General features: G+C 62.7%; 10 protein-coding genes. 6 read left to right on the forward strand and 4 right to left on the reverse strand.

Translation table 11 applies throughout. The features are described from left to right. The first annotated feature begins 11 nt into the window (after positions 1–11). From PQQ86_RS31610 to pta, 5 genes are all read left to right on the forward strand, one after another. A complete protein-coding gene (locus PQQ86_RS31610) occupies positions 12–827 on the forward strand; it encodes a taurine ABC transporter ATP-binding protein (protein ID WP_408276056.1) in 816 nt (271 codons plus the stop codon). Next, on the forward strand, positions 820–1,740 hold the full coding sequence (locus tag PQQ86_RS31615; protein WP_408276059.1) for an ABC transporter permease subunit: 921 nt from the start codon (positions 820–822) through the stop codon (positions 1,738–1,740). Before PQQ86_RS31610 ends, PQQ86_RS31615 begins: the two co-directional genes overlap by 8 nt. A gap of 104 nt (positions 1,741–1,844) precedes the next feature. Next, on the forward strand, positions 1,845–3,302 hold the full coding sequence (phnY, locus tag PQQ86_RS31620) for a phosphonoacetaldehyde dehydrogenase (RefSeq protein WP_408276062.1): 1,458 nt from the start codon (positions 1,845–1,847) through the stop codon (positions 3,300–3,302). Between the two features lie 170 nt (positions 3,303–3,472). After that, entirely contained in the window at positions 3,473–5,275 is a 1,803-nt protein-coding gene (gene xsc / locus PQQ86_RS31625; RefSeq protein ID WP_408276064.1) for a sulfoacetaldehyde acetyltransferase, read from the forward strand. Positions 5,276–5,504: 229 nt separating this feature from the next. Next, the gene (pta, locus tag PQQ86_RS31630; RefSeq protein WP_408276067.1) at positions 5,505–6,542 is read left to right on the forward strand and encodes a phosphate acetyltransferase; all 1,038 of its coding nucleotides are present in this window, start codon (positions 5,505–5,507) and stop codon (positions 6,540–6,542) included. A gap of 113 nt (positions 6,543–6,655) precedes the next feature. Here pta and PQQ86_RS31635 read toward each other — a convergent pair whose 3' ends face one another. The 4 genes from PQQ86_RS31635 to PQQ86_RS31650 form a co-directional block, all read right to left on the reverse strand. Beyond that, positions 6,656–8,398, reverse strand: a complete 1,743-nt coding sequence (locus PQQ86_RS31635) for a cobaltochelatase CobT-related protein (protein ID WP_408276071.1) — start codon at positions 8,396–8,398, stop codon at positions 6,656–6,658. After that, the gene (locus PQQ86_RS31640) at positions 8,398–9,387 is read right to left on the reverse strand and encodes an AAA family ATPase (RefSeq protein WP_408276074.1); all 990 of its coding nucleotides are present in this window, start codon (positions 9,385–9,387) and stop codon (positions 8,398–8,400) included. The genes PQQ86_RS31635 and PQQ86_RS31640 overlap by 1 nt, the downstream gene beginning before the upstream one ends. Before the next feature lie 144 nt (positions 9,388–9,531). Then, complete coding sequence (locus PQQ86_RS31645) at positions 9,532–10,836, reverse strand: MFS transporter (protein WP_200620297.1); 1,305 nt, start codon at positions 10,834–10,836, stop codon at positions 9,532–9,534. A gap of 188 nt (positions 10,837–11,024) precedes the next feature. Beyond that, positions 11,025–12,686 (reverse strand): GMC family oxidoreductase, encoded by a 1,662-nt coding sequence (locus tag PQQ86_RS31650; protein WP_408276077.1) that lies wholly within the window; start codon positions 12,684–12,686, stop codon positions 11,025–11,027. Positions 12,687–12,905: 219 nt separating this feature from the next. Here PQQ86_RS31650 and PQQ86_RS31655 point away from each other — a divergent pair, with 219 nt between their 5' ends. Continuing rightward, positions 12,906–13,742 (forward strand): IclR family transcriptional regulator, encoded by an 837-nt coding sequence (locus PQQ86_RS31655; protein ID WP_408276080.1) that lies wholly within the window; start codon positions 12,906–12,908, stop codon positions 13,740–13,742. Positions 13,743–13,784: the final 42 nt, after the last annotated feature.

Raw genomic sequence — 13,784 nt, forward strand, 5'->3', positions numbered from 1 at the left:
CAGGAGGCAACATGGAAAGCATGAGAGTCAAGAATGTGAGCGTGGTCTTTCCGGGGCGCAAGGCCGGCCAGACGGTGCACGCGCTCGACAACATCAATCTGACGATCAACTCGGGCGACTTCGTCGTCGCGCTCGGTGCATCGGGTTGTGGCAAGACCACCCTGCTCTCGCTGATGGCGGGCTTCATCGCGCCGACCAGCGGCGAGTTGCTGCTCGGCGGCTCGCCGATCGCTGGACCGGGCGCCGACCGTGGCGTCGTGTTCCAGAAGCATGCCCTGTTGCCGTGGCTCAACGTGATCGACAACGCCGAGTTCGGCCTGAAGCTTCAGGGCGTGCCGAAAGCACAGCGGCGCGACATCGCCGCGCGCAATCTGGCGCTGGTCGGCTTGCAGGACTTTCACAAGCACATGATCTATCAGCTCTCCGGCGGGATGCAGCAGCGTGTGGGCATCGCCCGCGCGCTGACCTGCGACCCCGCCATGCTGCTGATGGACGAGCCGATGGCCGCACTCGACGCGCTGACTCGCGAAACTATTCAGGAACTGCTGCTCGACGTCTGGACGAAAACCAGCAAGATGTTCTTCTTCATCACACACAGCGTCGAGGAAGCGCTCTTTCTGGCCAGCCATCTGGTCGTGATGTCGCCACGCCCCGGGCGCATCACACACACCTACGAGCTGGATTTCAATCGACGCTTCCTGGAAACTCGCGACGCGCGCGCCATCAAGTCGAGCCCCGATTTCATCGACATGCGCGAACGCGTGCTCAGCATCATTTACGGCGACGAGAAAATGCACGCCGCCGAAGCCGAGGTGACACATGTTTAGTTCAAAACGGGCTCATGCATTGGCGCACGGCCAGCAAGCCTCGCTCGGAGCCGACACGCCGATGGAACCGCCGCGCACTCCCGGTCGACGTCCACGACTTCTCGCCAAGAAACCCGCGCGTCCTGGCGACACATTCGGCGTACCCGGCCAGGGCAGCAGCGTCGTCACGAGCCTCATTACGGTCGCCCTGTTCGTCGGGCTGTGGTTTGTTGCGACTAACCTGCACTGGATCAAGCCGCTCTTTCTGCCATCGCCGCAAGCGGTGTATGCAAAGTTCATCTACGTCGCTACCGAAGGCTTCGCCAACTCCACGCTCGCGCAGCATACCGGCATCAGCTTGCTGCGCGTGTTCGGCGCCTTCGCGCTCGCCTGCGTGACCGCGATTCCAATCGGCGTGATGATGGGCGTCTCGCGCTTTGCGCGCGGCGTCTTCGATCCACCTATCGAGTTCTATCGGCCGCTGCCGCCGCTCGCCTACCTGCCGCTCATCATCATCTGGTTCGGCATCGGCGAATTCTCCAAAGTCTTTCTCATCTATCTCGCCATCTTCGCGCCGCTCGCGATTGCCGCGCGGTCCGGCGTGCGGTCCGTGTCGATCGAGCAGATTCATGCGGCCTATTCGATGGGCGCCTCGCGCACACAGGTCGTGTTGTATGTGATTCTGAAATCCGCGTTGCCGGAGATTTTCACGGGTATGCGGATCGGCATCGGGGTCGGCTGGACGACGCTCGTCGCCGCGGAAATGGTGGCGTCAACCAGCGGTCTCGGCTTCATGGTGCTCAACGCCGCGGAGTTTCTCGCGAGCGACGTGGTGATCATGGGCATCATCGTCATTGGCTTCTTTGCGTTGTGCTTTGACTTGTTGATGCGCCACCTGGAGCGCGTGCTGGTGCCGTGGAAAGGCCGGGTGTGATTGTAGAAGGCCGGCGTGGACTCAGCGATTGGCGGCGGCTGGCACTACTCCGATGACGGTGCCCTCCGCAATACTTCAGCTGTCTGTTATCGCTGGAGGGCAGCATGAATTCGATCGCGATAGTCTGGCCGTCGCCGCAGGTTCGTCATGAAGCGCTGCGCATCGGCGGAGAACAAATCCGGCGCGCGGAGATCATCGAAGTTTTCAATCCCTACAACGGTGAACTGGTCGGCACGGTGCCCAAGGCGACGTTGGCCGACGTACGACACGCCTTTGCCTGGGCACACCAATATCGTGCACGGCTGACGCGCTACGAGCGCTCACAGATCCTGCTGCGTGCGGCTGAAATGGTTCGTCAGCGTACCGAAGAAATTGCCGATCTGATCACTGCCGAGTCCGGCCTGTGCAAGAAAGACTCGCTCTACGAGGCAGGCCGCGTCGCCGACGTGATGACGTTCGGCGCCAACGAGGCGCTCAAAGACGACGGCCAGGTGTTTTCCTGCGATCTCACGCCGCACGGGAAGAAGCGCCGCGTCTACACCCAGCGCGATCCCCTGCTCGGCGTCATCTCCGCGATCACCCCGTTCAACCATCCGATGAATCAGGTTGCCCACAAAATCGTGCCCTCCATCGCGACCAACAACCGCATCGTCGTCAAACCCTCCGAGAAGGTGCCGCTGTCCACGTATCTGCTCGCGGATATCTTTTACGCGGCCGGTCTGCCGCAAGAAATGCTGCAGGTCATCACCGGCGACCCGAAAGACATCGCCGACGAATTGATCACGAACGAGCACGTCGATCTGATCACCTTCACGGGCGGCGTGCAGATCGGCAAATACATCGCCGGCAAGATGGGCTATCGACGCGCGGTGCTCGAACTCGGCGGCAACGATCCGATCATCGTGATGGAAGACGCCGACCTGGAAGAGGCCAGCACGCTGGCCGTCTCCGGCTCCTACAAGAACTCCGGCCAGCGTTGTACCGCGGTCAAGCGCATTCTGGTGCACGAGGCGGTGGCCGACCGCTTCGTCGAACTGCTCGTGCAGAAGACCCGGGCCATACGTTATGGAGACCCCACCGATCCGGCGACCGACATGGGCACCGTCATCGACGAAGCCGCAGCGAAATTCTTCGAAGCTCAGGTGAACGATGCGATCAGCCGCGGCGCGAAGCTTCTGGTCGGCAATCTCCGCGAAGGTGCGCTGTATTCGCCCACCGTGGTCGATCACGTCACCCCGGACATGCCGCTCGTCAAATACGAAACCTTCGGGCCTGTGTCGCCGGTGATCCGCTTTCGCGATATCGACGACGCGATCCGGATTTCCAATTCGACCGACTACGGGCTCTCGTCTTCGGTTTGCACGAATCGCCTCGATTACATCACGCGCTTTATCGCCGAACTGCAGGTGGGCAGCGTGAACGTGCGCGAAGTGCCCGGCTACCGGCTCGAGTTGACGCCGTTCGGCGGCATCAAGGATTCGGGTCTTGGCTACAAGGAAGGCGTCCAGGAAGCGATGAAAAGCTTCACCAACGTGAAGACCTATTCGCTGCCGTGGGATTGAGCCGCTCTCCCCTGCATGCCACCCTGCATCGCATTCATTAATTTTCGAGACAATTTGTACCACTTATTTCGCATCACCTATTGACCATCTCAGGTGCATGCTCTACATTTTAGACAACAACTTTTCGGAACAAATTGTTCCAGTTTCATTAAACATCGGAGACAGCCCTCATGAGCGATCACACCCCCGTCAGCGGCCCGCAGGCCATGACCCCGTCAGAAGCTTTCGTCGAAACCCTGGCCGCGAACGGCGTGACCGACATGTTCGGCATCATGGGCTCGGCCTTCATGGACGCCATGGACATCTTCGCGCCCGCCGGCATCCGCCTCATTCCCGTGGTGCACGAGCAAGGCGCCGGCCACATGGCCGACGGCTATGCCCGCGTGTCGGGCCGCCACGGCGTGGTGATCGGCCAGAATGGCCCGGGCATCAGCAATTGCGTGACCGCCATCGCCGCGGCTTATTGGGCGCACAGCCCCGTGGTCATGATCACGCCCGAGGCCGGAACCATGGGCATTGGCCTCGGCGGCTTCCAGGAAGCGAAGCAACTCCCCATGTTCCAGGAGTTCACCAAGTATCAGGGCCACGTCACCCATCCCGCGCGCATGGCTGAATTCACCGGCCGCTGCTTCGATCGCGCGCTGGCCGAGATGGGCCCGACCCAACTCAACATTCCGCGCGATTATTTCTACGGCCAGATCAAGGCCGAGATTCCGCAACCGCAGCGCCTCGACCGCGGCCCCGGCGGCGATCAACGCCTGAACGAAGCGGCTGAGCTGCTCGCCCAGGCCAAGTTCCCGGTCATCATCTCCGGCGGCGGCGTGGTAATGGCCGATGCGATCGAGGAATGCAAGGCGCTCGCCGAGCGTCTGGGCGCGCCCGTCGTCAACAGCTACCTGCACAACGACTCTTTCCCCGCCGACCATCCGCTGTGGTGCGGCCCGCTCGGCTATCAGGGCTCCAAGGCCGCGATGAAGCTGATCCAGCGCGCCGACGTGGTGATCGCGCTCGGTTCGCGTCTGGGACCGTTCGGCACGCTGCCGCAACACGGCATGGACTACTGGCCGCAGAACGCCAAAATCATCCAGATCGACGCCGACCACAAGATGCTCGGCCTGGTGAAGAAGATCTCCGTGGGCATCTGCGGCGACGCCAAGGCCGCTGCGGTTGCACTCACGCAGCGCCTTGAAGGCCGCAGCCTCGTCTGCGACGCCTCGCGTGAAGAGCGCGCCGGCGAGATCGCCGCGGAGAAAGCGACATGGGAGAAGGAGCTCGACGGCTGGACCCACGAGCGCGACCCCTACAGCATGGACATGATCGAGGAGCAGAAAGACGAGCGCACGCCCGGCGGCGGCAACTATCTGCACCCGCGCCAGGTTCTGCGCGAGCTCGAAAAGGCCATGCCGGAAGACGTGATGGTCTCCACCGACATCGGCAACATCAACTCCGTGGCCAACAGCTATCTGCGCTTCAAGAAGCCGCGCAGCTTCTTCGCTGCGATGAGCTGGGGCAATTGCGGCTACGCGTTCCCCACCATCATCGGCGCCAAGGTTGCGGCACCGCATCGCCCCGCTGTCTCTTACGCCGGCGACGGCGCGTGGGGCATGAGCCTGATGGAAACCATGACCTGCGTGCGCCATAACATTCCGGTCACCGCGGTGGTCTTCCACAACCGGCAATGGGGCGCCGAGAAGAAGAACCAGGTCGACTTCTACAACCGCCGCTTCGTCGCGGGTGAACTCGACAACCAGAGCTTCGCTGGCATTGCGCGTGCGATGGGCGCTGAGGGTGTGACGGTGGACCGCCTCGAGGACGTCGGCCCGGCGCTCAAGCGTGCGATCGATGCACAGATGAACCACGGCAAGACCACCATCATCGAGATCATGTGCACCCGCGAACTCGGCGATCCGTTCCGCCGCGATGCGCTGGCCAAGCCAGTGCGTCTGCTCGACAAGTACAAGGACTATGTTTGACCCAACCGTTGTCTGATGGTCCGGGCGTTGGGGGCATATCGCCTCGCGCCCGGCGGGCCGGAAACGGGATGTCCCCTGCCGTTTCCGGCTTCTTTGTTTCGGGGCTTCTTTGTTTCGGGCCTGGTTTCTGGCCGCTTTGTTTTCGGCCGCATTCGTTGGCTGCCTGTTTCGTCTCCGGCCGCCTTCGTTTGCTGCTCCCCTTTTTCAACCGTGACTGCCGCCCAGTGCCATGAAAGCCATCAACCGCATCATCGAACGCGCCCGCTCCTCGCCGAGACGCATCGTGCTGTGCGAGGCGGAAGATCCCCGCATGTTGGAGGCCGCGCAACGCGCCACGCGTGAAGGCATCGCCCGCATCGTGCTGGTGGGCGCGAGTGCGCGCATCCGCGCGGCCGCAGCCGGGCAAAACATCGAACTGTCTGGCATGGAGCTGGTGGATCCCGCGACCTCGCCGCTCGGGCCCTCGTTTGCCGAAGCACTCTTCGCACTGCGCAGCAAGAAAGGCATGACGCTTGACGAAGCAAAGCAGGAAATCCTCAAACCCCTCAACTTCGCCAACCTGATGGTGCGGCTCGGTCACGCCGACGGCTCGGTGGCCGGCGCCGTCCACACAACCGCCGACGTGGTTCGCACGGCGATCCAGATCATCGGCATCCATCCGTCCTTCAAACTCGTGTCGAGTTTCTTTCTGATGATGCTGTGCGAGCCCTTCCACACGCTCAAAGGCGGCTTGATCTTCTCCGACTGCGGACTGGTGGTGGACCCGGACGCAGGAGAACTGGCCCAGATTGCGATGGCGGCGGCCGACAGCGCGCAAAGCCTGCTGATGGAGGAGCCGCGTGTAGCCATGCTGTCATTTTCGACTAGCGGCAGCGCCCGGCACGCGGCAGTCGACAAGGTCGTGGAAGCAACGCGCCAGGTAAGGGAACAGCGCCCGCATATGGCGATCGACGGCGACGTGCAACTGGACGCAGCACTCGTCTCCGAGATCGCCATGCGCAAGATCGAGCACTCGCAGGTTCAAGGGCATGCCAATGTGCTGATTTTCCCGAGTCTCGAGGCCGGCAATATCGGCTACAAGCTGGCTGAGCGGATCGGCGATGCGAAGGCAATTGGCCCCTTACTGCAAGGCCTGAAAAAGCCGGCCAACGATCTTTCGCGCGGCTGCAGCGCCGACGATATCTACTACGTGATCGCGGTGACTGCGGTGCAGGCGCAAACCGCCGAAGCGCCGCTGGACGCACACACCACGCCGCTCACGTCGTGACCAACTGACGTTCACCGCGACCACGCGGCGCGTTTGGCATGCCAGATGTGATCGGTTGCGCGTTTAACCTGCGCCCCCCCGCGCCAGCTATTCGTTTAAGGCCGCCGGAGCGGTCACCTCCTGCCGCCCTGCCCGCGTGCGCCGATCCAACCCACAATCTCCGCGAACAGTTTCATGTCAGGCGGCACGGATAGGTCCACCGCCAGACACCTGCGGTAATACGGACTGAGATCCAGCCCGACACCCAGGCCCAGCACCTCCGCATCGCGCGAGGCCTCATGGCGCGCCACGACGGCCTTGAGATGGTTGTCGAGATAGAAGGCGTCGTTGGCCTGGCCCGTCGCGCTATCCATCGGGCTGCCATCCGAGATCACGATCAGAATCCGTCGCGCCTCAGGACGGGCGACGAGACGCGCGCAGGCCCAGTCGACCGCCTCGCCATCCACACCCTCGCGAAACAGGTCCGCCTTGAAGAGCGCGGCAATATCGGCGCGGGCGCGTCGCCAGCTCTGGTCGGCGTCCTTGAACACCAGATGAGACAGTTCATTGAGCCGGCCCGGGTGCGACGGCCGGCCTTGCGCCAGCCAGTCGAGCCGGGCCCGGCCGCCGTTCCAGGCGCCGGTGGTGAAGCCTAGCACCTCGGTGGTCACGCCGGCCTGGTCGAGCGCGCGCGTGAGGATGTCCACCATGATCGCCACCGGCTCGATATGCGCTTTCATCGAGCCCGAGCAATCGATCAGGAAACCGACTACGCAGTCGGCCATGAGCGTGTTTCGTTCCAGCCGGAACAGACGCCGTTCAGAGGGAGAACTAACCAGTTGCGCGAGACGCCGTCCGTCGATACGCCCATGCTCTTCACCGAACGACCAGCCATCGCGTTGCGGAATCGCCAGCGCCGCCTTCAGCGCGTGCGCGAGTCGCGCCACGTTGATGCCCTGGGCAGCGACGCGTTCGTCGAGCCGTTCGCGAAACTCGCTGAGCAAGGCTTTGCGGACCAGCGTGCCAGGCGCTATCTCGCGGTCGTAGCGCGTGGTAAACGCCCGATAACCCTGCTCCGAGGCTTCGAGCACGCGGCTCTTGCCGGTCAGCGCAACGGCCATGTCCTTGTACTCGTCGTCCTCGACATCGAACCAGAGCGAGAACGCCGTGCGGGGGGCTTTGTCGTCGCTCTGCTGCGGGTCATCCCGGGCATCGTCCAGCGCCTCGGCGCGGGCGGTACGGATCATGTCGCCCACCAGCCTCGCCAGTTCGAGCGCATGGACCGCGAACGCGCCCTGCTCCTGCCGATTCCGGCGCAAACCCGCCAGCGAGACGCCCAGTACCGGCGCGATGGCCGCGCGCGTGGCTTCGATCAGGCCTTCGGTCTCTTCGAGCACGGGCCAGCCCGTCAGGCGGGACCACGCAATCTGTGCCACGGTGTACAGGAGGATGCCGAGGTGGTCTTCGGCGAGCCCGGAGCGGTAGAAAGCCAGCGACCAGGCCTCGAAACGATCACGCAGATTCCGCACCAGACCCGGCATGCCGGGCGGCGTCTGTGTTTCGCATCGTAGTTGCTCGAGCAGTTCGAATACCAGTCGCTCAACGCGGTCCGTCGGGCATAGCTGGCTGTGCAACGCCGCATCGGAGTGCATGAGTCGCAAGGCTGCACCGTCGGCGGCGCCACGCAGGGACGCGAGATCGTCCTGCTGTGGATCGGTGCGCAAATGCGGCGCATGCAAGGGCAAAGGCCGCAGGTCACGGCACAAACGGCCTTCGCGATAATGCAACGCGGCGTCGCCTGTGAGAGCACGCACGGTCGCTGCGCACAGGGCCTCGCGCTGCTCGGCGCGCAGCGCCGCTTGCCTGTCAGACGTCATCAGCGAATGCCCGCAGCGTGGTCTTCAGCATTGGCCACGGACTCGAGTTCCGTACCGAAGCAGCGCTGAAAATACTCGGCCACAATCGAACGCTCGGCTTCATCGCACTTGTTCAGGAAGGTCAGGCGAAACGCCATCGCCGGATCACGGAAAATCTGGCAGTTCTCCGCCCAGTTGATCACCGTGCGCGGCGACATCAGCGTCGACAGATCGCCGCTCGCAAAGCCCTTGCGAGTAAGTTCCGCCACGCTCACCATCGACTCGATCAGCGCACGTCCCGCCTCGTCCGCAAGTTCCGGTACACGTGCAAGCACGATGCCGGCCTCTTCTGCGCGCGGCAGATAGTTGAGCGTGGCCACCACGTTCCAGCGATCCATCTGCGCATGATTCAGCACCTGCGTGCCGTGATACAAACCGTTCAGATTGCCCAGTCCTACCGTATTGGTGGTGGCGAACATCCGGAAATACGGATGCGGATGAATCACACGATTCTGGTCGAGCAACGTGAACTTGCCGTCGCGCTCGAGAATGCGCTGGATCACGAACATCACGTCCGGGCGCCCCGCATCGTATTCGTCGAAGATCAGGGCAACCGGGCGCTGCAGTGCCCATGGCACGATCCCCTCCTGAAACTCGGTAACCTGCAGATCGTCGCGCACCACGATCGCGTCTTTGCCGACCAGATCGAGGCGGCTGATATGCCCATCGAGATTGACACGCACGCACGGCCAGTTGAGACGGGCCGCAACCTGTTCGATGTGCGTCGACTTCCCGGTGCCGTGCAAGCCCTGCACCATCACCCGGCGATCACGGCTGAAGCCGGCCAGAATCGCCAGTGTCACTTCCGGATTGAAGCGGTAGACCTCGTCGATCTCCGGCACGTGGTCGTCGCGCTCGCTGAAAGCGGGCACCATCAGGCCCGAATCGATGCCGAAAACGGTTCGTACCGCGACCATTCTGTCGGGTTTGCCAGTCACGATATCAGTCACTTCATTCTCCTCCCCGCTATGGGGATGTTCGTTCGGCGCCGCCGGATTCGTTAAATTTTCGGTACATTTTGTTCCGTTTTATTATAAACAGAATCCCGCGTGCTGGGCGGCGCTTTGTCCGCATCGACCCATCAGCCCGCGCCATCAACGCACGGTCGCCATCTCGTCAAAAGGTTTCGTGCGCCGTTCCATCGCTCGCGCCGCCCACGCCGAGAGCAGCGCAGACAGAATCACGTAGCCGCAGACATACCAGGGCTTGCCGCCGTCGAGCCGCAGCAGCGCCGTCGCGATGATCGGCGTGAGGCCGCTCGCGAAGATGCCCGAGAACTGATACACGAACGAGATGCCGGTATAGCGCACCTCCGGATCGAACAGCTCGGCAAAGAGCGCGGCTTCCGGACCGTAGACCATCGCGTAGAAGATGCCGAACGGGATCACCACGCCGAGCCAGACGCCCAGCGTATTGCCGGACTGCGTCTCCATCAGCCAGAACGCCGGCAGCACCGAGGCGCCGCAGATCAGCGAGCCCCAGCGATACACGCGCGCACGTCCCATCAGGTCCGACATCCTGCCGAAGAAGGGGATGAAGAAACACATCACCATCGCCGCGATCATCACGCCGGTGAGCGCTTCCGTGCGGCTCATCGAAAGACGCTGCGTGAGGTAGCCGATCATGAACACCGCGAAGATATTGAAGAACACCCCGTCGATCCAGCGCGCGCCCATGCCGAGCAGCACCGAACTGCGGTAGCGCGTGATCATGTCGACGAACGGGATTTTCACATCGCGGCGGTTGCGCTTGAGCGCGAGAAACTCCGGCGTCTCCATCACCTTGAGGCGGATGTAAAGGCCGAGCACCACGAGCAGCAACGAAGCACCGAACGCGACCCGCCAGCCCCACGAAAGAAACGCCGCTTCCGGCAGCAGCCGGGAAATGCCCGCGACGATGCCCGACGCGAGGCATAAGCCGATCGACAAACCGATCTGCGGCAAGCTCGCGTACAGACCACGCCGGTTCGGAGGCGCATATTCATAGGCCATCAGCACCGCGCCGCCCCATTCACCCCCGAGCCCAATGCCCTGCAACACGCGCAGGAAGAGCAACAGAATGGGCGCCCAGATGCCGATCTGATCGAAGGTCGGCACGAAGGCGACGCCCGCCGTCGACACCCCCATGATGATCAGCGTGCAGATCAATGCGGACTTGCGCCCGACCTTGTCGCCGAAGTGACCGAAGATCACGCCGCCGAGCGGCCGCGTGATGAAGCCGACGGCGAATGTGCCGTAGGCCAGCATCGTCGAGACGAGCGGATCGTGAGCGGGAAAGTAAAGCTTGTTGAATACAATGCCTGCGACGACGCCGTACAGAAAAAAGTCATACCATTCGACCGTCGCGCCAATCACGCTCGCGAATGCAACGCGGCGGATAACCCGCTTATCGATTGCCATAGCGCCTCCTCCAATGGATGGCCGCGTGCCGTCCCGGCAACGCAGCACATTTGAGCCCCTGTCTGTCTCCTCCTGGGGCACGAATTCCGCCGCCTGCACGCTGCTTTTATCGACTTCGAATGCAGCGAGTCAGATAGCGATCGTTTTACTTCTTGTGGCCACTTCGCTTCGTTGTTTCTGCTGTTGCCTCAGTATTGCGCTTCCATGCTCCGCGGTTGCACTTGCCCAGCCGGAAGGTCGCCGGCGCGGGCATCCTCAAGAATCATGCTGGACGCCTTCTCAGCGACCATCACGATCGGTACGTTGGTATTGCCGGAGACCAGCGTCGGCATGATCGAACAATCGACCACCCGCAAGCCTTGCGTGCCATACACGCGCAAGCGTTCGTCGACCACCGCGCCCGGATCGCTCGCGACGCCCATCTTCGCGGTGCCCGACGGATGAAAAATCGTCTGGCCGTATTCGCGGCAAAAGTGCAGCAACTCGTCGTCGCTTTGTGCTTCCCGGCCGGGCCGCACTTCGCGTTTCATCAGCGATGCCATCGGCTCCGCGGCGGCGACGCGGCGCGCGAAACGCACACCCGCGACCGTCGTGCGGCGATCGAGATCGGTTGCCAGATAATTCGGCTGGATCGACGGGGCATCGCGCATGTCGCTCGTGCGGATCCGCACGCTTCCGCGCGACTCCGGCCGCAACTGGCAGATCGAATAGGTACAGCCGGGAAACGCGTGGACGTCGCCGCCCGCGGTGTCGGCGGAGAGCGTGGAGAAGTGGAACTGGATGTCGGGCGTTTTCGCCTCGTCCGGCAACGCGCGGCAGAACATGCCGCCCTGATTGATGCCGACAGACAATGGCCCTTCGCGAAACAGCGCCCATTGCAGCCCCATCTTCGCGCGGCCGGTCCAGGAGTGCAGCAGGTCGTTTGTGGTGATCGGCCGCGTTACTTCATAGGTCAGACGAACTTGCAGATGGTCCTGCAAGTTCTCGCCGACGCCGGCTCGATTGGCGACCACCGGAATACCCAACTCAGTGAGCAATTTTGCAGGCCCAACGCCCGATACCTGCAGCAATTGCGGCGACTGCAGCGCGCCTGCGGTCAGCACCACCTCGCGATGCGCTCGCACTTCGTGAACCTTGCCGTGCTGCACATAGCGAACACCCGTAGCACGGGTGCCTTCGAAGAGAATCTTCGACGCTAGCGCGTCGGTCTCGATCTGCAGATTCGGCCGGCTGCGCGCGGGTTTGAGGTAAGCGACGGCCGTCGAACAACGCCAGCCACGCCGCGTGGTCAGCTGGTAGTAGCCGACCCCTTCCTGATCGCCCTGATTGAAGTCGTCGACCGTTGGGACCCCCAGGCGATTCGACGCGGCGATGAATGCATCCACAAGTTCGTGGCGCTGCTTGATCGTGGAGGCCCACAACGGACCGTCCACGCCACGTGTCGGCGACTCGCCCAGTTCGTTGTGTTCGAGCCGTCGGAAGTAAGGCAGGCAATCCTTCCAGCTCCAGCCGCGATTGCCGAGCGCGGCCCAGTGGTCGTAATCCTCTTTCTGACCGCGAATGTAGATCAGCCCATTGATGGAACTGGAGCCGCCCAGCGTGCGCCCGCGCGGCCAGTAGAGCTTGCGGCCGTGCATGTTCGGATCCGGGTCGGTGTAAAAGCCCCAGTTGTAGACCGGATGGAACATGGTCTTGCCGTAGCCGATCGGGATATGGATCCACAGAAAGCGGTCGGGCGGCCCGGCTTCGAGCAGGCAAACCGAGTAGCGGCCATTCTCGGAGAGGCGGTTGGCCAGTACACAGCCAGCCGATCCCGCGCCGACGACCACGTAGTCGAAACTCCGTACCATTGATGTCTCCGTGCTGCTGCCTTTGTTTTTAAAACCGGATCATTTCGTCCCAATTTATTGGATGGCAGTTTCGACTTCAAGCAAATCCGGTTACGATTGAATAACCTGGTACGAAAACCGACTTTTTCGTTTCACTATTCAATCTGTCCGCACGCGTTCATCCGGGTTGTCACTGATCCGTTCGGGCTGCATTCACCTTCATCCGCCTCGGGAAGGACAATGAGAGACACCACGCATCTCCCCTCACCCGCTCACGAGCCCGCCGACGACACCCGCGTCCTGCGCGCGCTCAGCGTGCTGGAACAACTTGCATCCGCCGGACAGCCGTCGTCACTTTCCCAGTTGTCCTCACGTCTGCAGATTCCGAAGGCGACCTTGATGCGTCTGATCGAGTCGCTCGAAGCGCGCGGTTACGTCACACACATGCCGGATTCGCGCGGCGCCGATCGCGCCATTGCGCTCGGGCCGCGCGCCGCGCAGCTCGCCCTCACCACGCTCGCAAACAGCACGTTTACGCGTGCATGCCGTTCGTTGCTGCGCACGCTCGTAGAGTCGCTCGGCGAGACCTGCAATCTCACCGTGCTCGACGGCGATACCGTGCTGTACGTCGAGCGTGTCGAGACGAGTGAACCCTTGCGTCTGCATATGCAACCGGGCACGCGCGTCCCGCTGCATTGCACCGCCAGCGGCAAGCTGTTTCTTTCGCAGATGAACTCGGCCGAGCGCGGACTTGTCATCCGCCGCTTGCCGCTCAAATCGATGACGTATCGCACCCTGACCGATATCGATCTGCTGGAAGCGGAACTCGACCGCCTCGCCATGCGCGGCATCGGGGTGGACAACGAGGAGTTCGTGCGCGGGATGGTGGCGGTCGCGGTGCCCGTGCGTAATGTCGAGGATGGCCGCGTGCTCGCGGCACTGGCCGTTCATTCGCCCACAGCGCGTTCCAGTCTTGAGGATCTGTTGAAAGCGGTGCCGAAGCTCAAGGAGATCGCCGTGCGCATCGGACCGCTGCTTCAGCCTGCGACGGCGGTGACGGTGGCCGTGCCGAAGTAGCAACGCCGCGCCGCCAACCTATCATTAGCAGAGCGCGGCGGC

The sequence above is a fragment of the Paraburkholderia sediminicola genome (assembly GCF_046026675.1).
Taxonomy (GTDB): Bacteria; Pseudomonadota; Gammaproteobacteria; order Burkholderiales; family Burkholderiaceae; genus Paraburkholderia; species Paraburkholderia sediminicola_F.

Bases quoted from the DNA above. Each gene is read 5' to 3' on its own strand.
- PQQ86_RS31610 (WP_408276056.1), top strand. From the start codon at position 12: ATGGAAAGCATGAGAGTCAAGAATGTGAGCGTGGTCTTTCCGGGGCGC.
- PQQ86_RS31615 (WP_408276059.1), top strand. From the start codon at position 820: ATGTTTAGTTCAAAACGGGCTCATGCATTGGCGCACGGCCAGCAAGCC.
- phnY (WP_408276062.1), top strand. From the start codon at position 1,845: ATGAATTCGATCGCGATAGTCTGGCCGTCGCCGCAGGTTCGTCATGAA.
- xsc (WP_408276064.1), top strand. From the start codon at position 3,473: ATGAGCGATCACACCCCCGTCAGCGGCCCGCAGGCCATGACCCCGTCA.
- pta (WP_408276067.1), top strand. From the start codon at position 5,505: ATGAAAGCCATCAACCGCATCATCGAACGCGCCCGCTCCTCGCCGAGA.
- PQQ86_RS31635 (WP_408276071.1), bottom strand. From the start codon at position 8,398: ATGACGTCTGACAGGCAAGCGGCGCTGCGCGCCGAGCAGCGCGAGGCC.
- PQQ86_RS31645 (WP_200620297.1), bottom strand. From the start codon at position 10,836: ATGGCAATCGATAAGCGGGTTATCCGCCGCGTTGCATTCGCGAGCGTG.
- PQQ86_RS31650 (WP_408276077.1), bottom strand. From the start codon at position 12,686: ATGGTACGGAGTTTCGACTACGTGGTCGTCGGCGCGGGATCGGCTGGC.
- PQQ86_RS31655 (WP_408276080.1), top strand. From the start codon at position 12,906: ATGAGAGACACCACGCATCTCCCCTCACCCGCTCACGAGCCCGCCGAC.